Source organism: Mesorhizobium sp. WSM4849, assembly GCF_055811385.1.
Map to the genome: position 1 here is coordinate 160259 of NZ_JBVVPW010000005.1, position 18245 is coordinate 178503.

18 protein-coding genes are annotated in these 18245 nt (G+C 59.3%); 11 read left to right on the forward strand and 7 right to left on the reverse strand.

Features of this window, described 5'->3' with window-relative positions; all coding sequences use genetic code 11:
* Nucleotides 1-12 precede the first annotated feature (12 nt).
* The 3 genes from AC0L3L_RS07260 to AC0L3L_RS07270 are packed head-to-tail and all read right to left on the reverse strand — an operon-like array spanning nt 13 to nt 3901.
* Nucleotides 13-1893 carry a glycosyltransferase family 2 protein gene (locus tag AC0L3L_RS07260; protein ID WP_473637086.1) on the reverse strand — a complete coding sequence of 627 codons (1881 nt, stop codon included), beginning with the start codon at nt 1891-1893 and terminating at the stop codon, nt 13-15.
* Nucleotides 1890-2876: a UDP-glucose 4-epimerase GalE gene (galE, locus tag AC0L3L_RS07265; protein ID WP_095495269.1), complete on the reverse strand. Its 987-nt coding sequence runs from the start codon at nt 2874-2876 to the stop codon at nt 1890-1892. Before galE ends, AC0L3L_RS07260 begins: the two co-directional genes overlap by 4 nt.
* On the reverse strand, nt 2876-3901 hold the full coding sequence (locus tag AC0L3L_RS07270) for a UDP-glucuronic acid decarboxylase family protein (protein WP_473637087.1): 1026 nt from the start codon (nt 3899-3901) through the stop codon (nt 2876-2878). Before AC0L3L_RS07270 ends, galE begins: the two co-directional genes overlap by 1 nt.
* A 37-nt stretch (nt 3902-3938) precedes the next feature.
* On the opposite strand from AC0L3L_RS07270, the gene AC0L3L_RS07275 reads away from it, so the two are divergent.
* The 3 genes from AC0L3L_RS07275 (at nt 3939) to AC0L3L_RS07285 (ending at nt 5920) form a co-directional block, all read left to right on the forward strand.
* The gene (locus AC0L3L_RS07275) at nt 3939-4235 is read left to right on the forward strand and encodes a hypothetical protein (RefSeq protein ID WP_473637088.1); all 297 of its coding nucleotides are present in this window, start codon (nt 3939-3941) and stop codon (nt 4233-4235) included.
* 155 nt (nt 4236-4390) lie between these two features.
* Nucleotides 4391-4603 carry a hypothetical protein gene (locus AC0L3L_RS07280; RefSeq protein WP_473637089.1) on the forward strand — a complete coding sequence of 71 codons (213 nt, stop codon included), beginning with the start codon at nt 4391-4393 and terminating at the stop codon, nt 4601-4603.
* A 177-nt stretch (nt 4604-4780) separates the two neighbouring features.
* Nucleotides 4781-5920, forward strand: a complete 1140-nt coding sequence (locus tag AC0L3L_RS07285; protein ID WP_473637090.1) for a helix-turn-helix domain-containing protein — start codon at nt 4781-4783, stop codon at nt 5918-5920.
* A gap of 510 nt (nt 5921-6430) precedes the next feature.
* On the opposite strand, the gene AC0L3L_RS07290 is transcribed toward AC0L3L_RS07285, so the two are convergent.
* The 3 genes from AC0L3L_RS07290 to AC0L3L_RS07300 form a co-directional block, all read right to left on the reverse strand.
* Nucleotides 6431-8203, reverse strand: coding sequence for an SLC13 family permease (locus AC0L3L_RS07290; RefSeq protein WP_473637091.1), 1773 nt, complete (start codon nt 8201-8203; stop codon nt 6431-6433).
* Between the two features lie 162 nt (nt 8204-8365).
* The gene (locus AC0L3L_RS07295) at nt 8366-8602 is read right to left on the reverse strand and encodes a hypothetical protein (protein WP_077381301.1); all 237 of its coding nucleotides are present in this window, start codon (nt 8600-8602) and stop codon (nt 8366-8368) included.
* A 111-nt stretch (nt 8603-8713) separates the two neighbouring features.
* Nucleotides 8714-9646 carry a complex I NDUFA9 subunit family protein gene (locus tag AC0L3L_RS07300; RefSeq protein WP_473637092.1) on the reverse strand — a complete coding sequence of 311 codons (933 nt, stop codon included), beginning with the start codon at nt 9644-9646 and terminating at the stop codon, nt 8714-8716.
* Between the two features lie 331 nt (nt 9647-9977).
* On the opposite strand from AC0L3L_RS07300, the gene AC0L3L_RS07305 reads away from it, so the two are divergent.
* From AC0L3L_RS07305 to AC0L3L_RS07340, 8 genes are all read left to right on the forward strand, one after another.
* The gene (locus AC0L3L_RS07305) at nt 9978-10589 is read left to right on the forward strand and encodes a cupin domain-containing protein (protein ID WP_473637093.1); all 612 of its coding nucleotides are present in this window, start codon (nt 9978-9980) and stop codon (nt 10587-10589) included.
* 120 nt (nt 10590-10709) lie between these two features.
* On the forward strand, nt 10710-11648 hold the full coding sequence (locus tag AC0L3L_RS07310) for an ABC transporter substrate-binding protein (RefSeq protein WP_473637094.1): 939 nt from the start codon (nt 10710-10712) through the stop codon (nt 11646-11648).
* 74 nt (nt 11649-11722) lie between these two features.
* Nucleotides 11723-12520, forward strand: a complete 798-nt coding sequence (locus AC0L3L_RS07315) for an ATP-binding cassette domain-containing protein (protein WP_473637095.1) — start codon at nt 11723-11725, stop codon at nt 12518-12520.
* Nucleotides 12517-13521 carry an ABC transporter permease gene (locus tag AC0L3L_RS07320; protein WP_473637096.1) on the forward strand — a complete coding sequence of 335 codons (1005 nt, stop codon included), beginning with the start codon at nt 12517-12519 and terminating at the stop codon, nt 13519-13521. Before AC0L3L_RS07315 ends, AC0L3L_RS07320 begins: the two co-directional genes overlap by 4 nt.
* A gap of 4 nt (nt 13522-13525) precedes the next feature.
* Nucleotides 13526-14617 (forward strand): phosphotriesterase family protein, encoded by a 1092-nt coding sequence (locus AC0L3L_RS07325; RefSeq protein ID WP_473637097.1) that lies wholly within the window; start codon nt 13526-13528, stop codon nt 14615-14617.
* Nucleotides 14618-14657: 40 nt separating this feature from the next.
* Nucleotides 14658-15428 carry a glutamine amidotransferase gene (locus AC0L3L_RS07330; protein WP_473637098.1) on the forward strand — a complete coding sequence of 257 codons (771 nt, stop codon included), beginning with the start codon at nt 14658-14660 and terminating at the stop codon, nt 15426-15428.
* 3 nt (nt 15429-15431) lie between these two features.
* Nucleotides 15432-16340: a ribokinase gene (locus AC0L3L_RS07335; protein ID WP_473637099.1), complete on the forward strand. Its 909-nt coding sequence runs from the start codon at nt 15432-15434 to the stop codon at nt 16338-16340.
* The gene (locus tag AC0L3L_RS07340; protein WP_473637100.1) at nt 16337-17167 is read left to right on the forward strand and encodes a BtpA/SgcQ family protein; all 831 of its coding nucleotides are present in this window, start codon (nt 16337-16339) and stop codon (nt 17165-17167) included. The genes AC0L3L_RS07335 and AC0L3L_RS07340 overlap by 4 nt, the downstream gene beginning before the upstream one ends.
* Before the next feature lie 79 nt (nt 17168-17246).
* On the opposite strand, the gene AC0L3L_RS07345 is transcribed toward AC0L3L_RS07340, so the two are convergent.
* Nucleotides 17247-18233, reverse strand: a complete 987-nt coding sequence (locus tag AC0L3L_RS07345) for an NAD-dependent epimerase/dehydratase family protein (protein ID WP_473637101.1) — start codon at nt 18231-18233, stop codon at nt 17247-17249.
* Nucleotides 18234-18245: the final 12 nt, after the last annotated feature.

The following is an 18245-nucleotide window of genomic DNA, read 5'->3' on the forward strand; positions in this document are numbered from 1 at the left end:
GCCCTTTCAGATTTAGAAAGTGCCACCGGAACCTCCTGCCATCTCGAGATGAGCGGCGCCCGAATTGCTGGGAGCATTGGTGCGCCAACGTGGATTGAAGATGGTTTTGTGAACAGCGCGACCACCGACGCCTGCCCCGGCAATTGAGAAGCTGTCGTCGAACAGGGAAAAGCTTTTGGTTCCCCAGGCGAGCGCCTCGATGCCGTCGCGTCCACGCTCGACCGTGGCGAAGCTGGTAACCATCAAAAGGGCCATGAAACTGCTTGCCAGCGCGGGGCGATAGGCGCGACTTTTCATCCGCACGTCATTCTCCCTGCCATGCTGCAGCAAGATCATGAAAATCAGCAGCAAGTAAAAGCATGCATTGATGATGGCGAAGACGAAAAAGCCGCGCGTTTGATACGCATCCTGCACGAACACGACCGGCAGAATGGAGATCAGGACCACGAAGGCATACGGCGCCAGCACGCGAAACGGTAGCGGATCGACTTCGGGCGTGCCTTTTGGCGTGACGCGAAAATCAACAAAGGATCCGGTCATCCAGTCACGAAACGCGGCAAAGGTTCCAGCCAGAACCCACGGCCAGCGCGCCAGCAAAAACAGCATCGCTTCCCAACTAAAAATCTTGCCGTCGATAGGCCGAAATGTGCGACTCGACCGCCACCAGAATGCCAGAAGCAGGATCATAAGCGACTGCGGCATGAAATGGAGCAGAAACTCCGGGTAAGTGACGTTGATGAAATTATCGCCCTGGACCAGCACGATCACGGGCAACAGGAATGTCAGAGCAAGAAAGAAGGCGTAAAGCGGGTACCAGAACTGCGAAAACAGGAATTGAACCTTCAAACGCAGCGGCAAATGTCCGATCAGTTTTGGTGAGTATTGCAACAGGATCGTCACCAGGCTCCGCGACCACTGGAACTCCTGCGTTACAAGATCGACAAACGTCCGTGGGCCGTCGCCATGGGCGATGGCATCAAGCGCGTGAGCCCCTCGCCAGCCATGGGCATTCATGAAGAGCGTTGTGGAATGATCCTCGGCGAGTTCTGGCCCCAGCCCACCGATTTCCTTCAATGCCGCCGTGCGCACCGCATAGTGCGATCCGATGCATACGGGCGCGAAGCCATTATTGTATCCGGCTTGCAGTGACCCATGCATGCTCGCTTCGATGTAGAGGCGGCCCCGCGCGGACCAGCTTTCATGTGCATTGCGATCGCAAATGCTGGGCGCGGAAACGTAACCGATTGTCGGGTCGGCAAAAGGCCGCAACATATTATATAGGTAGTCCGGTTCGGGAACATGATCGGCATCGAGCTGCGACACAAAATCATATCGGTCGTAGCCATAATGATCGTAGAAGAAAGCCAGGTTGCCTTCCTTGCAGCGTGTGCGGCGAGGCCAGGACTGGCGATGGTAATCGGCGCGACTTTTGCGGGTGGAAACGAATACGCCATGTTCGCGGCACCATGCGAGCGTTGCGGGCGATGGATCCTCATCGGCCAGCCATGTGTCGTGAGGCACGTTCTGGGCTAACATGGCCCGCAAGGTTTCGGCCACCACCTCAAAAGGTTCTGATGGAGCCTTGGTGACCACCATGGCCACGCGACTTCCTGCGGAAATACGCAGCCGTCCGTGCGGCCGGCGTGCATTGAAGAAAATGGTGATGAAGTAGACTGGCAAAAGCGTTATCCACGCCAGAAGCGCCGTCACCAGAATTGAGCCGACCATGTTGGTGTGGGTGGCTTCGAAAACCCACCATTGCCAGAAGAATGCGACGGCCATCGCCCACAAAACCGCACCCATAATGTACTCGACGCGCTTTCGGCCGGTGAAGACCGGCACCATCAGGGGTTCTTCCCTGTCAACAGACAGCGCGATGCGCGGCGTTCTCATGAGCGCACCTCGAGCCCGAAGAAGGGAGCCGCTGTGCGAATTATCGTATCGAGATCGGAATAGAGCGCCTGAAAGCCAAGTTTTTCGGCAGCGAGCGCCGGATCGGCATAAAGCACCGGAGGATCGCCCGCACGACGAGCGCGCATCTCGACCGGCACGTTACGACCTGTCAGCCGGCTGATCGCTTCGAGAATTTCCTTAATGGATGTACCACGCCCGCTGCCAAGATTGACGGCCAGATTGCCACCGCAGTTGATCAGATGTTCGAGTGCCAGCACATGCGCGCGCGCCAGATCCGCGACATGAATATAGTCGCGAATGCAGGTGCCGTCGGGCGTATCGTAATCCTGGCCATAGACTTCGAGAAAATCGATCCTGCCTGCAGCGGCCATCATGGCTCGCGGAATGAGATGCGTTTCTGGATCGTGGGTTTCGCCGATTTCCCCGTCGATATCCGCGCCGGACGCGTTGAAATAACGCAGCGCCACGTAGCGCAGCGCATAGGCAGCCGAATAATCGGCAAGCATTTGCTCCGCGATGAGCTTCGTGCGTCCATAAGGATTGATCGGGCGCTGGCTCTCGCCTTCGCGGATCGGCAAGCGATCCGGAATGCCATAGGTGGCGCAGCTTGACGAGAAGATGATATTGCGCGTTCCGCTTCTCTGGCAGGCGTCCAGCAGCGATTGGGTCCCGTTGACGTTGTTCTGATAATATTTTGCCGGTTTCTCTACGGATTCGCCGACATAGGCCGATGCAGCAAAATGGATCACCCCGATAGGGCGATACTCATCCATGACGTGGGTCAACCGCTCCGAGTCAAGGATGTTGCCTTCAACGAAGGCGCCCCATCGGACGGCTGACCGGTGACCCGTGGATAGATTGTCGTAGACAATCGGATCATAACTCTGCCTGGCCAAAAGCTTGGCTGTATGGCTGCCGATAAAGCCGGCGCCACCAACGACAAGTACGTTCTTGCCGGACATCAGGCGGCCTCCGCCAGCTTTCCGGAGGGCTTCCTCAACTGCCGTTCGAAATAAGCGATCGTCGACTTCAGCCCATCGGCCAACGCCACGGTCGGCTTCCATCCAAGTTCTCTCTGGGCCACTGTGATGTCGGGCCGACGCTGGCGCGGATCGTCCACGGGCAACGGGTGATAGACGACTTTGGAGCTCGAGCCGGTCATTCCCACGATCTGCTCGGCCAACTCACCGACTGTAAATTCGCCGGGATTGCCGATGTTGACAGGCGTGTGGATCGCCTGAGGGCTGTACATGAGCCGGTAGAAGCCTTCGATCAGATCGTCCACGTAACAGAAGGAACGGGTCTGCGACCCGTCGCCGTAAACGGTGATGTCCTCGCCCTTGAGCGCCTGCACGATGAAGTTGGAAACGACCCGGCCGTCATCCGGGCGCATGCGCGGACCATAGGTGTTGAAGATGCGCACGATACGGATGTCGACGCCGTATTGCTGATGAAAATCGTAGAACAGAGTCTCGGCAGAGCGCTTTCCTTCGTCATAACAAGAGCGCGGACCGAAGGAATTGACATTGCCCCAATAGCTTTCGGGCTGCGGATGCACATGGGGATCGCCGTAGACTTCCGAGGTCGAAGCCTGGAAAATCCGCGCCTGGTAATGTGCTGCCAGTTCCAGAAGATTGAGCGACCCGATCACGCTCGTCTTCATCGTATGGACCGGGTCGGCCTGATAGTGCGGCGGTGAAGCCGGGCAGGCGAGATTGTAGATCTCGTTGACCGGCAGATCGAGCCGTTCCACGATATCGTGGCGCACAAAGCTGAACGTGTCGTAGTTCAGGAGGTGGCGCAAATTCTCTAGCCGCCCCGTGGAAAAATTGTCTACGCAGATAACAGAATGGCCGTCTTGCAAAAGACGTTCGCACAGATGTGATCCGAGAAAGCCGGCCCCGCCTGCGACAAGTACCCTCCGTTGCGAGGAAAGATCAGATTGCAACTTTGCAGACTGAAATGCGATACTCACGGGAGCCCTCATTCATAAAAACCATCAGTGCCAAAAGGAAGACATGTAGATGTCTAAATGCACTGAGACTTCAGGTTTTCTTCCTGAAGTGAATCTGATGATTTCCAATACCTCCCCGGTTCCTACGTTGCGATATCAGGGAATCCGGAAACTTTTCAAAGCGTCCATTTTTGCAGCTGACCCGCTCGACCGCACCATCGCCTCCGGCCGAAACCTTTTCATCGATCATTCTGATGAAGCCGCGATGCTGCCAAAGGTCTTTATCTCGAAGCGAGCCAAGAAACCCATTCATGGCCGGTTCAGGATCGAGCCGCTAAGGGTTAGCTTTGTTGACTTGGTGCGATAAAATTAACTACTCTACAAACAGTGAGCCTTAAATGTATCTAATGATTTTGTTTATCTTATAAACAATACACTTCGGAGGTGACGTGAGGTTGCTGCAGATGGATTTCTGACGTTATCGTCGTTATATTACTGAATTCCATGACTGTCTGTGTAATCTTGGCTACGGTTGCCGTGACCTGTCGTGATTTCGTGCCTTCCCGGATTCGGCTCACGTCAGTATTTCTGACCTTTATCGGAGGGATCGTTCTTTCCATTCAGGGTAATGAAGGTGCCTTCTGGCCTGCCGCCATCGGCAATACCATCATTATCTATTCCTTTTGCCTGACCTGGATCGGCGCGCGCTATTTTTACGGCAAGAAGGAGGTTTGAGAGCGGCGCTTATCATTTCCATCGCAAGCTTCCCCTTCATGTCGTTTTTCCATACAAGCTGGCAGGGTCGGAATGTTGTCTATGCGGTCGGTCAGTTCCTCTCCATGGCGATGACGGTGGCATATCTCCTGAAGCAGCGCGACGTCGCGGCCTTCCGGGTCGTGGCTGGAGGCAGTGATGTCGGATAAGACGGTCCCACCTAACGACAGGGAGCCGACATCTGTCGAACGTCGCCGCTGGCCGCGCATGTCGCAGGATCCACTCGGCGAGGATGAGGTGGAGAAGGCCGTCCTGACGTCGTTGCGCTTTGAGACGGAAATCCTTCCACCAATCCAGCAGTTTGCTGCCTGGCGGGAGCATATGGCGGTATTGATGGATTCGCGCCTGCCGAACAATGTGGATCCCGAGGATGGATTTGTCGTCCAGCAGGCGGTGTGGAATCTGGGCGGCATGCTTTTGTTGCAACAAACCGTTCCGGCCTTCAGTTACGAACGCTCGCCAGACGCGGTGCGGTTCAGTCCAATTGACCATTGGCAGATCACCGTTCTCCGCGCCGGTCGCACCTGGACCGGAGTTGACGGACGTGTCGCGCAAAATGAACCGGGCATGATTGAAATCCGCTCGCTCGGGCATCCGTTTAGCGGGCGGGCGCTGGCAACGGAGTCGATCAGCCTGATCGTTCCCGTCGATCTGTTTGCCGATGGAGGTAGCTTGCCGGCGGCGAGCAACAACGTCGTTTTGGGTGGACACCGGGCCAAACTGCTGATCGATCTTGTGTCAAGCGTTGAAGCCAATCTCGATCGCTTCACGCAAGACGACCTTCCTAGAATCAAGGACCGTTTGCGGAAAATGGTATTCGACGCGGTTACACCTTTGGTGGATCGTGATGACGGCAACGATCAGATCTCACAAATCGGATTGATGACGCGGGCGAGACGCTTCATTTCGAGCAATCTTGCCTCGCCCGACCTGACACCGGATGCTCTCGCCCGGGAACTGGCGACCTCGAGGACACGGCTCTATGAGCTTTTCGAAACGTCCGGCGGCGTTGCGAATTACATTCGTCGACGACGTCTATCCGCAGCTCATGCAATGTTAGCCGATCCTTCCGACACCCGAAAGGTCGCCGAAGTTGGTCTAGCAATCGGCTTTGATTCAGCGGCGAATTTCAGTCGAGCTTTCACGCAGCAGTTCGGGTATAGCCCGAGCAACATACGCAAGCAGTCGTCCGAAGACTACATGTACCCGGATGGGCAAACAGGTAAGAAACCAAAGGTCACATTCGAAAGTCTGCTGCAAACGCTCGGCCTCTTTTGAGGATAACGAGGAGCATATATAAGATGTACACTAAGGACGTTCGATGACGACTTCGGGCATCTAAGCAATCGACCAACCTTCTATCCCTATAAATGGAAAATTTTCGAATAAGTCGCACGTCGCCGATAGTAGAATAACGCCTCTTCCATAGTAAGCCTCGCGATGTAGCGGTCTTCCGGCTCGAACCCCCGAGAGCTGGCAAACGCGACAGCCCAATTGGACCTCTCTGTCGTGAACCGCTGAGGGAATCTAGAGAGCCAATGCGTCAATCAAGGTTGTCCCATAGCGTGTTCAGATATCCTGATCTCTTTCACAAACGCTCGCAATTCGGCTGGAGGTGCGAGACAAAAAGTTCGAAAAGCATCCAGGAACCCCAGCCATCGCTCACAGGGTCCGTTCCGGACACATGTGTAGCAGCCGTTTAATAATGCGACAGTTGAGCACGTTAGTGATGCGACAGTTTTCGCCGGCCGGCGAAAGTTCGAGCCGGATTGGTCCGTCCATCGCATATCAGTTCATTGGCCATACGATCATTAGCATCGGCACAGCAACAATGACGACGAGGAACGATAGCGGCAGTCCCAGACGTGGATAATCGCTGAAACGGTAGCCGCCCGGCCCCATGACGAGCGTGTTGCACTGGTGGCCGATCGGGGTGAGAAAATCGCAGCCGGCGCCAATGGCGACCGCCATCAGAAATGCTTCCGGCCTGTAGCCGAGATCGCCGGCAAACTCGGCGGCGATAGGCGCCATGACCAGAACGGTGGCGGCATTGTTGAGGAATGGCGTAACGGCCATGGCGGCGACAAGGATGAGCATCAGTGCGCCGGGCGCCGGAAGAATGGTCCCCAGTTTGGCGAGCTCGCCGGCAACCACTTCTGTCGCCCCTGTACTGCGTAGCGAATCGCTCACCGGGATGAGAACGGCGAGCATGACGAGGATTGGACCATCCAGCGATTGGTAGACCTCCCGGACCGGGATGACCTTGAGAAGCACCATCCCGACCGCGGCCGCAAAGAAAGCAACGGAGACCGGTAGCAGCCCGAACGCAGTCGCCACCATAGCGAGAGCAAGGATGGTTACCGGCACGATACCCTTACGGACGCTACCAAGCAGGATAGCCCTTTCTGCCAGCGGCAGGCAGCCGAGTTCGCGCAATATCTCGGGTATCGTCGCTGCATTGCCCTGCAGCACGACGACGTCGCCGAGCCTTAGCTGGACTTCGGCCAGCCTGCGGTCGAGGCGCTCGCCGTGACGGCTGACAGCCAGGAGGTTGACATTGAAGCGGTGGTAGAGGGCAAGGCGCTGGGCTGTCCAGCCGATCAAAGGGGAGCTTTCACCGATGACGGCTTCGATAGCGACCATCTCGCTGGTCGTGTCGTCCCCTCTGGCCCTGTTGCCCGTAACGCTGAGTTTGCCCTGGGAGACAAGGCGATCCAGCGCCCCTGGGTCGCCCTCAAGCAGCAGAATGTCGTTCACTTTGAGGACAACGTCGGGCAGTGGCGTCATCCGCATAGTCCGGTTGCGCAGGATCGACGTCACGACAGCATCGCCGCCGGAAAGCTTGATGAGGTCTGCGACGGTTTTTCCAAGCACCGTCGAATCGCGGACAATTCGGGCCTCTGTCAGGTAATTCTTGATGTTGATGGCTTCATTCACCGACCCGCCCAGCTTTTCGCGCACCGGTAACAGCCAATAGAAAAACACCAGGAAGATCGTTCCGGCGGCGGCCAGCGCGGCTCCAACAGGTGTAAAGTCGAACATTGTGAAGGCGGTGCCGGTCAGTTCCTCCCGCACACGGGACACAACGACATTGGGAGATGTCCCCACCTGCGTCATGAGTCCACCGAGCAGTGACCCGAAGGCCATAGGCATCAGGAATATCGAGGGTGAAACGCTCGACCGGCGCGCGAACTGGAAGGCGATCGGGATCATGATGGCGAGCGCACCGATATTCTTTACAAACGCAGACAGGATCGTAACCACGATCACCAGCAGCGCCAGTTGCGACCGAACAGCCGACAGGTTGGGAGCAAAGCGCTTGATGGTAACTTCCATGATGCCCGAGCGGGCTATGCCTGCGCTCACCAGCAAGGCACTGCCGACAATGATCACGATGTCGTCGCTGAACCCGCTGAAGGCTTCGTCAAAAGGCACGATGCCAACCGCGAGTGAAAGCAACAGTGCCGCAGCTGCGACCAGATCATATCGATACCGGCCCCATACGAGCGCCGCCATCATCACGAAGATAACGGCGAACGACAGGATTTGCGGCGTAGTCATGTCTTCGAATGCCCCGCCGCAAATGCGGCTGATCAGAACGGCCAAACCGACCTTTTGTTGCTTTCGCTGGTCACGACTTTGCTAGCACGGTTCCATCTTGCCAATAAGCCCGTGTCGAGCGGTGTTCCTGGCTCATGGGGCCATGACCCTGGTAGCGTTGCATCAAGGTGCGCGATCGGTCAGTGCGCTTGCACCTTCCTCCGCGGCGCAATGTGCGCAGCAGTAGATGATGTCATCTTGTTCGACGCCATGTCCGATGATCCGGCATCCGCAATGCGGACAGAGCGGCGCAAGCTTCTGGATCGCGCATTCGAAGCTGTCGAACGTATAGGTTTCCTCAGCCAGCTTCACTTCGAAAGCCTTGTCGTAGTCATTCCCGCATTGATCGCATCTGGCCATAGTCCTTTTCCTTCTTCTTCATTGGCTCAAGCTCGACCAACCCGCCGCATGGCGATAGGTTCCCGTCAGGATCGTAGAGTCTTGCTAAGCAGGTGACGAGCCCGAGCAGCGTCACGCGCGCCGTTCGATCAAGCGGATCACCTCCTCGATGTCCCGCGGCGCGATGTCGAGTTCCTTCAGGCCCGGCGCGCCGATTGCTGCGACATTGTCGTGCCGCATAAGATCGACCTGGTTGCGCGTTAGGGGCGCGGCCGGAAGGAGTTCCGCGACGCCGGCCAAGGCGTCCCACGCCGCAAACGGCACCGGCATCAGCCTGATGTGCGTACCGAGCTGTCGGGCGATTTCCCGCAGCAGTTCCTTATAGGTGTAGATGCGCGGGCCACCGAATTCGAATATGGATGAGCCCTTGTTGTTTCGTCCGTCGATCAGCCGGCCGACTGCGTCTGCGACGTCTTCCACATAGACCGGCTGAAGCCGTGTGCCACCATCGCCGAACAGCGGATAGACCGGCAGGAGACGTATCAGCCTGACAATGGTCGTGAGGAAAACGTCGTCAGGTCCTGTCATGACGGCGGGACGCACAATGATGGCGCCGGGAAATGCGCTCGCCACCGCCTCTTCTCCGCGCCCACGTGCCCTGATATAATTCGAATCCGATTGGGGATCGGAGCCGATCCCCGAAATCTGGACGAACCGGTCGACCTCGCCAGCGCGCGACGCGGCGGCAAGATCAGCTGCGGCTTCCACATGCACGCGCTCAAACGTCTGGGCGCCCTGCTCGACATAGAGACTGACGGCATTCACGATGGCCTGTGATCCGGCAATGGCCGAGCCGATCGAGGACGCATCCAATATATCCGCCTCGACGGCTTCGGGCATCCTTGCAGTCGAAGAAAACACCGGGCCCACACGAGCCGGGTGGCGGGATGCGGCGCGGACCGTGAAACCCTTTTCAAGGAGCCGCTTCACGATCCGGCGCCCGAGAAAGCCTGTCCCGCCGAACACAGTGACGATCCGTTCTGCGTTGAGATCGTCAGGATCCATCTGCCTCGCCATCCCTTCTTCGCGTGCCTGCCAAGCGCCTGCCGCGAGGATTGCCCCTGGCCGGCGTATGAACCAGCCCCTTCGAACATCGGGTCGGTTGGAGAACAACGCAGGAACGCTTTTTGTTCCAGTCGGCGCTGGGTTGATCGGGGGACGGCCGATGTCGCTATAGAGGGCGGGTGTTTGACGCTGAGTTGCTTTATCCGTGCTATCAAAACCTGGTCGAGGCACTGCAGCGTCGAAATTGACAAATCATCACTTGCAAATCGGTCGCCGCTGTCTTTTGCTCGCGCGACAGTTGTCCCATGACTGTTGAATGGTTGGCGAACGGATGAACAAAATCGATCGGCGACGGCCGGAGTCCGAAATGGACGCCACCGTAAATGCCGCGCGGCTTGGAACGCGGTTGCGCCTCGCCCGGCAGACACGGGGCATGACGCTGAAGGCGCTGGCGACAGCTGCGAACTGCTCTGAAAGCCTTTTGTCCAAGATCGAGAACGGCAAGGCTTCGCCATCCCTGCCCATGCTTCACCGCCTGGTCGAAGTTCTGGAGATCAATATCGGCTGGATGTTCGAACAGGTCGACGACGACGAGGCGATCGTGTTCCGCGCAGGCGCGCGGCCACTGATCTCGCTCGACGCGCTGAGGCGCGGCGAAGGAATTTCGCTTGAGCGCATTATTCCGTATTCGCCCGGTCACCTGCTGCAGTGCAATATCCATCATATCGAGGCGGACGGCGAGAGCGAAGGTCCCATCCAGCATGTCGGCGAAGAAGTCGGCTATGTGCTCGCCGGCCGTATCAAGCTGATCGTCGATGGCAAGAGCCATGATCTCGCCACCGGAGATGCGTTCGTGTTCAGGTCGGAGCTGCCGCACCATTACCGCAACATCGGCAAGGAGAGAGCCAGCATTTTCTGGGTCAACACGCCAGCGACCTTCTGACGGGCGCTCAGAGATCAAATTCGTTGACAAATATTCAAGTCTCTTGAATGTTTGCCTCGTGCCTGTAGCACCAATGGGTCCAGCCGAACAGGTTTGGCCCGCAAGCAAGGGGAACCGTAAATGAGTCCGTTCACACTTCTCTTCCGTTGCGCCGCCCTCATCGCCATTTGCTCGACAGCGATGGGATCGGCGTTCGCCGATACGTTCGCTCTCGTCAACATCAACCAGCAGGCCCTGTTCTTCAACCAGATCAATGAGGGCGCGCAGAAGGCAGCCGACGCCGCAGGCGCCAAGCTGGTCATCTTCAATGCCAACAATGTGCCGAGCGCGCAAAATGACGCGATCGAGAACTACATCACACAGAAAGTCGACGGCATCATTCTGGTCGCCATCGACGTAAACGGCGTCAAGCCTGCAATCACCGCCGCGAAGGCGGCCGGCATCCCCGTGATCGCCATCGACGCGCAGATTCCCGACGGCGACAACGTTGCGTTCATTGGCGTCGACAACGCCAAGGCCGGCGAGGATATCGGCAAATTCTACGCCGACTATGTGAAGTCGGAGATGGGCGGCACTGCCAAGATCGGTATCGTCGGCGCGCTCAATTCGTTCATCCAGAACCAGCGGCTCGACGGCTTCAAGAAGGCGGTCACTGACAGCGGCCTGGCGATCACCTTCCTCGACACGGTCGACGGCCAGAATGTCCAGGAGACCGCGATGAGCGCTTCGGAAAATTTGATGACCGCCAATACGGACATGACGACGCTATACGCGACCGGCGAGCCGGCTCTGCTCGGCGCTGTTTCGGCCGTAACCAGCCAAGGCCGCACCGGCGACGTCAAGGTGTTCGGCTGGGACCTGACCAAGCAGGTCATTCAGGGCATTGACGATGGTTGGGTGGTTGCGGTCGTCCAGCAGGATCCGGCCGGTGAAGGCAAGGCCGCTGTCGAAGCATTGACCAAGCTCAAGAAGGGCGAAACGGTCGAGCCGATCATCAATATTCCGGTGACGATCGTGACCAAGGACAACGTCGACAAATTTCGCGCGATGTTCCAGTAAACTCCGTCGATGACCGGTCCGCGGCGCCGCTTGAGGCTACGCCGCGGACGCTTGGCAAAGCCCGTGGATCGAAGATGAGCAGTAGCGAGACCTATCGGGTGCGGATGAGCGGCATCTCAAAGCGCTACAACGCCATTCAGACGCTTGATGACGTGTCGCTGGTGCTGAAGCCGGGCGAGGTCCTGGGGCTTGTCGGCGACAATGGCGCGGGAAAGTCGACGTTGAGCAAGGTGCTGTCGGGGGCGGTGGTTCCCGATGCCGGCACGATCGAGATCGATGGCATGCCGGTGACCTTCAGCTCGCCAGCGGAGGCGCGTGCAGCGCGCGTCGAGATGGTCTATCAGGATCTGTCGCTCTGCGACACGGTCGACGTCGCCGGCAATCTCTTTCTCGGCCGCGAGCCGCGCCGCCGCATCGCCGGCATTTCCTTTCTCGACAAGAAGCGCATGCACGAGCAAACGCGCCAGATGCTCGACCGTCTCGGCATCGTCATCGCCGACACGCGGCTTAAGGTCGAAAACCTGTCCGGCGGACAGCGACAGTCGATCGCGATCGGCCGCGCCGCCTCGTTCGAGCCGTCCGTGCTGATTATGGATGAGCCGACGGCAGCGCTTGCCGTCGCCGAGGTCGAGGCTGTGCTGGACCTGATCCGCGCCGTGAGCGCGCGCGGCGTCAGCGTCATTCTGATCACCCACCGCCTTCAGGATCTATTCCTCGTATGCGACCGCATCCAGGTCATGTACGAAGGACGCAACGTCGCCGAGCGGCTGATCGGCGAAACCAATATCGAAGATGTCGTCAACCTGATCGTGGGCCGCAAGTTCAACGCTCGTTCGGCCACCAGCGCCTATCGCGATGGAGCGCCGGCATGAGCGACCTGACCCACTCCGCTCAGTCTCAAAGGGTCCGCGAAGGCACGTGGCGAGATGCGGTGCTTGCCAATGGCAGTGTCGTGTCGATCGCGCTGTTCTTTCTTGTCGTTAGCGTCATCTTTTCGGTGGCGACGGACGCCTTTCTGACGTCGCCCAATCTGCTGAACATCCTGCGTCAGTCGGCACCATTGCTGATCGTCGCCGCGGCGATGACATTCGTCATCACTACGGGCGGCATCGACCTTTCGGTCGGCTCCGTGCTGGCACTAGTGGCAACCTTGTCGGCGACATTGCTGCAGCTGGGCCTGCCATGGCCGCTGGTCATCCTCGCCATGCTTGCGCTGGGCGCCTTGCTTGGCGCGCTTCAGGGTTACTTCGTCGCTTATGAGGGCATCCCGGCCTTCATCGTCACGCTTGCCGGGCTTTCGGTGATCCGTGGCGTGGCGCTGCTGATCACCGGCGGCTACTCGATCCCCATCGAGCCGGGAAGCCCTTTCACGGTGCTGGGCCGCGCCTGGTTGCTTGGCGTGCCGGCGCCGGCGCTGATCGCGCTGGCGATCCTCGCGATCGCCTATATCGCCTTCAACGAGACGCCGTTCGGCCGCTACGTGACCGGCATCGGCGCCAACGCCGAAGCGGTTAGGCGCGCCGGTGTGAACACGCGGCTGACGACACTTTTCGTTTACGTGATTTCCGCCGCAGCGGCAGCACTTGCGGGGATCATCATTGCGGCCCGGCTCGGATCCGGATCGTCGAATGCCGGGCAAGGCTTTGAGCTCGAAGTGATCGCCGCGGTCGTGCTTGGCGGCACCAGCCTGTTCGGCGGCCGCGGAACGATCGTCGGCACGGTGCTCGGCGCGCTTACCGTGGCCGTCATCGGCAACGGCCTGATCCTGGCGCACCTGTCGCCTTTCCTGACGCCGATCGTGACCGGGACGATCATCCTGATCGCCATCTGGCTGAACTTCCGCCTGTTCCGCGGCGCCGTACGGAGCCGTTGAGCCTATGAGTGATCTTTTCGAGGACGCAGCTCCCAGGCAGCGGCTGGCGATCGGGGTCGATACCGGCCATGTGATGACCGTGCTCGGCCCCGTTCCGATCGAAGAAATGGGCATTACGCTGATGCACGAGCACATCTTGCTCGACGGCGCGCGCAGCTGGAAATGTCCCTGTCATCCCGACGACATGGCGCTCGCCGAGCAGCCGGTGAACATCGAGATCATCGGCGAATTGCGCATGAACCCTTACGTCAACCGCGATAATGTTTCGCTCGACGACAGTGACCTGGCGCTGTCTGAGCTGCAACGCTATCGCGCGCTGGGCGGCCACACCGTCGTCGACGCGACCAATATCGGCATCGGCCGCGAGCCGGAAAAGCTCGCCCGCATCAGCCGCATGTCCGGCCTGAAGATCGTCATGGGGACCGGCTTCTATCTGGAGCACACCCATCCCGAATGGCTAAAAGCGATGGATGTCGACGCAGTGACCGAGTTCATCGTCAACGACGTCGGCGGCGGCGAGACGCAGCCGCCGATCCTGGCCGGACTGATCGGCGAGGTCGGCGTCAGCAAGGATTTTACCGCCGAGGAGCGAAAATCGTTGCAAGCTTCGGCGCGGGCCTCGCGCATCACCGGCGTGCCGCTGTCGATCCACCTGCCCGGCTGGGAGCGGCTGGCGCATGAGGTGCTCGATGTCGTGGAGGCCGAGGGCGCCGATCTTCGCCACACGGTGCTCTGCCACATGAACCCCAGCCACAGCGATGTCGACTATCAGACAAGCCTCGCCCGGCGCGGCGCTTTCTTGGAATACGATATGATCGGCATGGATTACTATTATGCCGATCAGGACGCGCAATCGCCCTCCGACGAAGAGAATGCGCGAGCGATCGCGGCACTTATCGAGGCCGGCTTCGGCGACCGCCTGCTGCTGTCGCAGGATGTGTTCCTCAAGATCATGCTGACCCGCTTCGGCGGTTTCGGCTACGGCTACATCCTCAAGCACTTCATACCGCGCCTGAAACGGCATGGTGTCGAGCAGCCAGCCATCGACCGCATGCTGATCGCCAATCCGAAGGCCGTGTTCGCGCGGCAGAACTAAGCGGCCCGAACTTACGGCTGAGACTTATGACGGAGTTCAAATGTCCAAGAAAAAGATCCTGCTTGCCGGTGAATCCTGGGTGTCGACCGCCACCCATATTAAGGGCTTCGACCAGTTTCCGACGGTCACCTACCACACCGGCGCGGACGAATTGCTGACGGCGCTGAAGTCGACCGACTTCGACGTGACCTTCATGCCGGCGCATGAGGCACAGCGCAGCTTTCCGCAAACAATGGAGGCGCTTTCGGCCTATGATACGGTGGTGCTCTCCGACATCGGCGCCAACACACTGCTTCTGCATCCCGACACCTGGGTCCACTCCAAGCCGACGCCGAACCGTCTGCGTCTGCTGCGCGATTATGTGCGCGACGGCGGCGGGCTTTTGATGTTCGGCGGCTACTATAGCTTCCAAGGCATCAATGGCGGCGCGCGCTACCGCAAGACGCCGGTCGAGGAGGTGCTGCCGGTGAACTGCCTCGCGTTCGACGACCGCGTCGAGGTGCCGGAAGGGTTTTCGCCTGTCCTGAAAGGCTCCTCGGACCATCCGATCCTGAAGGGTCTCGGTTCGGATTGGCCAGTCCTGCTCGGCTTCAACGAGGTGACGCCGAAAGACGGGGCGGAAGTTCTGGCAACCGTGTCGTCGGACTACGGATCGCTGCCACTGCTCGTCACCGGCCACTATGGCAAGGGCCGCACTGTGGCCTGGACATCCGATGTCGGGCCGCATTGGCTGCCACCGGAGTTCATTGCCTGGAACGGCTACAAAACCCTGTTCGAACAGATGCTGAGTTGGGCGACCGGTGAGAGCTGAGCGATGCATGTCCATGTCGTCGGCAATGCCTGCGTCGACACGATTTTTCGCGTCGGCCGCTTCCCTGCCACCGGCGAGACTTTGAACGCCAGCAGCTACGCCGACGGCCTCGGCGGCAAGGGAGCAAACCAGGCGGTTGCTGCCGCGCGCACGGGTGCTGCGGTGACGTTTTGGACGGCGCTCGGCAAGGACCGCGCAGGCACATGGATCAGGAGCCGCCTCGACAGGGAGTTGTCCGACCTCGAGGCGATTGAATTCGACCTGCCAAGCGACCGCTCGACCATCGTCATTGAGGCCAGCGGTGAGAACTTCATCGTCAGCGGTGTCGCCTGCAGCGAGGCGTTCGATCCAATCGCGCAAACCGCACTTGCGCGCCAGATTGCGTTTGGCGACATCCTTGTCTGCCAAGGAAACCTGCGAGGCGACGCGATAGATGCCTGCCTGCTGGCAGCACAGGAAAATGGTGCGCGTACCGTCCTGAACGCCAGCCCTATCGATGCGGCGGCTCTGCCTGACTTGCGTCTGGCGCAGGTGTTGGTGGTGAATCAATCCGAGGCGAAAGAACTGACCGGCCAGGGTGATATGGCAGCCGCAGCCGGCGCGCTGGCGGCCAAAGGCGCCGGGACAGTCGTGATCACACTTGGCGCTGAAGGTTGTCTCTTCCTTGGCCCTGACCGGGGGGGATCGCTTCGTTTGCCGGCGCCACGTGTCGAGGCGCTCGACACCAGCGGCGCCGGCGATGTGTTTTGCGGCTGCCTGGCTGGCGGGCTTGCCAAGGGCATGTCGGTTATTTCAGCGCTGAACTTCGGGCTCACCGCCGCGGCGATTGCGGTGACTCGCCCGGGCACACTGATATCCTGTCCTTCCGCGTCTGAAATGGCGGCGCTCATCGATCAAACGGAGCTCTCATGACCCAACTCGGCCAATCAGGCGGCGACGCGCTCGTAGAACTTTTCGGCCGCACCAAAGTGGTGATCGGTGTCGTTCATCTTGCGCCGCTTCCGGGCGCGCCGCGCTATGACGGCGAGGCGGTCGAGGCGATCTATCAGCGGGGACTGGATGATGCGAGATCCTATCTCGATGGCGGATGCGATGGCGTGATCGTCGAGAATCATGGCGACATCCCCTTTGCCAAACCTGACGATATCGGACCGGAGACAGCGGCCTATATGGCGGTCGTTTCCGACCGTATCCGTCGCGAGCTCGGCAAGCCGGTCGGCATCAATGTGCTCGCTAACGCCGCGATCCCTGCCCTTGCGATCGCCAGTGCCGCTGGCGCGGGCTTTATCCGCGTCAATCAATGGGCGAATGCCTATGTCGCCAACGAGGGTTTTGTCGAGGGGGAGTCGGGTCGCGCGGCACGCTATCGCGCCAGGCTGCGCGCCAACGGCATCCGCGTTTTCGCCGATGCTCATGTCAAGCATGGCGCACATGCGATCGTTGCCGACCGCCCGATGGAGGAACTGGTCAAGGATCTGGTTTTCTTCGACGCTGACGCCATCATTGCGACCGGTCAGCGCACCGGGCACGCTGCGGATCTGAGCTATATCCGCATGATCAAAGAGGCTGCCGGCCTACCGACGCTGGTCGGCAGCGGCGTGACGCCCGATAATGCAAACGATATCCTTGGCATCGTCGATGGGATCATCATCGCCAGTGCGCTGAAGCATGACGGCGTCTGGTGGAACCAGGTCGACCCTGCCCGAGTAAAGACCTTCATGGCCGGGCTGAGGCGATGATCGAGCGGCGATTGGAGCGAAGTCGCGTCCCTCGGGCCGCAAACGCGGAGACCCGCAGGCGACGACACTCAGGCCGCAGTCACCTTGTCGTTGGTCCTGCAGCCCATTCGGACCGGTACCAGTCGATAAATCTCTTCAGCCCATCTTCAATTGAAACACTCGGCTTGAAGCCGAAATCGCGCTCCAGCGCAGTCATGTCGGCATAGGTCCGCTCGACGTCGCTGCTCTGCATCGGCTCGCTGTGGCGGATCGCCTTTACACCGAGCAGTCTTTCCAGATTGTCGATGAAATCGCCCAGCCGCACCGGCCGGTTGTTGCCGACATTGTAGAGCCTGCTCGGCGGAACTTCAGCCGATGGCGGCTTGTCGAGCACGGCAACGACTGCCCTCACCACATCGTCGACATAAGTGAAATCCCGCCACATCTCGCCATTGTTGAACACCCGGATCGGCTTGCCTTCGAGCATCGCCTTGGTGAATATCCAATAGGCCATGTCGGGCCGGCCCCAGGGACCGTAGACGGTGAAAAATCGCAAGCCGGTCTGCGGTACCCCGAAGAGATGGGCGTAGGTATGGCTCATCAATTCATCAGACTTCTTGGTGGCAGCGTAGAGCGAGACGGGCCGGTCGACCTGATCGGTCTCGCTGAACGGCACCTTGCGGTTGCCGCCATAGACCGAACTCGACGAGGCATAGACCAGATGCTCTAATGCGGGCTGCGTGCGACAGAATTCGAGCATCTCGAGATGGCCGACGACATTGGAACGGACATAGAGCCTCGGATTGTCGAGTGAATGGCGCACACCCGCCTGCGCGGCGAGATGGACAATCCTGGTTATGCCTTGGCCGGCCAAAGCGTTAGCGAGCGCCCCCTCTTCGGCGATCTCGATCTGATGAAATGAAAAGTCCTTGTGGGGCTGAAGGCGGGCGAGACGCCCCTTTTTAAGCGCCAGGTCGTAATAGTCGTTCATATTGTCGACACCGACGACTGCTTCCCCCCTGTTCAAGAGGTGGTGGCAAACATGGCTGCCAATGAATCCGGCGGCTCCAGTGACAAGTACAGGCAACAAGGTTCTCCA

Coding starts and splice junctions, on each gene's coding strand:
- AC0L3L_RS07330 (WP_473637098.1), top strand. CDS start 14,658: ATGTCCAAGAAAAAGATCCTGCTTGCCGGTGAATCCTGGGTGTCGACC.
- AC0L3L_RS07320 (WP_473637096.1), top strand. CDS start 12,517: ATGAGCGACCTGACCCACTCCGCTCAGTCTCAAAGGGTCCGCGAAGGC.
- AC0L3L_RS07340 (WP_473637100.1), top strand. CDS start 16,337: ATGACCCAACTCGGCCAATCAGGCGGCGACGCGCTCGTAGAACTTTTC.
- galE (WP_095495269.1), bottom strand. CDS start 2,876: ATGTCCGGCAAGAACGTACTTGTCGTTGGTGGCGCCGGCTTTATCGGC.
- AC0L3L_RS07305 (WP_473637093.1), top strand. CDS start 9,978: ATGAACAAAATCGATCGGCGACGGCCGGAGTCCGAAATGGACGCCACC.
- AC0L3L_RS07335 (WP_473637099.1), top strand. CDS start 15,432: ATGCATGTCCATGTCGTCGGCAATGCCTGCGTCGACACGATTTTTCGC.
- AC0L3L_RS07295 (WP_077381301.1), bottom strand. CDS start 8,602: ATGGCCAGATGCGATCAATGCGGGAATGACTACGACAAGGCTTTCGAA.
- AC0L3L_RS07315 (WP_473637095.1), top strand. CDS start 11,723: ATGAGCAGTAGCGAGACCTATCGGGTGCGGATGAGCGGCATCTCAAAG.
- AC0L3L_RS07300 (WP_473637092.1), bottom strand. CDS start 9,646: ATGGATCCTGACGATCTCAACGCAGAACGGATCGTCACTGTGTTCGGC.
- AC0L3L_RS07270 (WP_473637087.1), bottom strand. CDS start 3,901: ATGAGGGCTCCCGTGAGTATCGCATTTCAGTCTGCAAAGTTGCAATCT.
- AC0L3L_RS07290 (WP_473637091.1), bottom strand. CDS start 8,203: ATGACTACGCCGCAAATCCTGTCGTTCGCCGTTATCTTCGTGATGATG.
- AC0L3L_RS07310 (WP_473637094.1), top strand. CDS start 10,710: ATGAGTCCGTTCACACTTCTCTTCCGTTGCGCCGCCCTCATCGCCATT.
- AC0L3L_RS07275 (WP_473637088.1), top strand. CDS start 3,939: ATGTCTAAATGCACTGAGACTTCAGGTTTTCTTCCTGAAGTGAATCTG.
- AC0L3L_RS07325 (WP_473637097.1), top strand. CDS start 13,526: ATGAGTGATCTTTTCGAGGACGCAGCTCCCAGGCAGCGGCTGGCGATC.
- AC0L3L_RS07260 (WP_473637086.1), bottom strand. CDS start 1,893: ATGAGAACGCCGCGCATCGCGCTGTCTGTTGACAGGGAAGAACCCCTG.
- AC0L3L_RS07285 (WP_473637090.1), top strand. CDS start 4,781: ATGTCGGATAAGACGGTCCCACCTAACGACAGGGAGCCGACATCTGTC.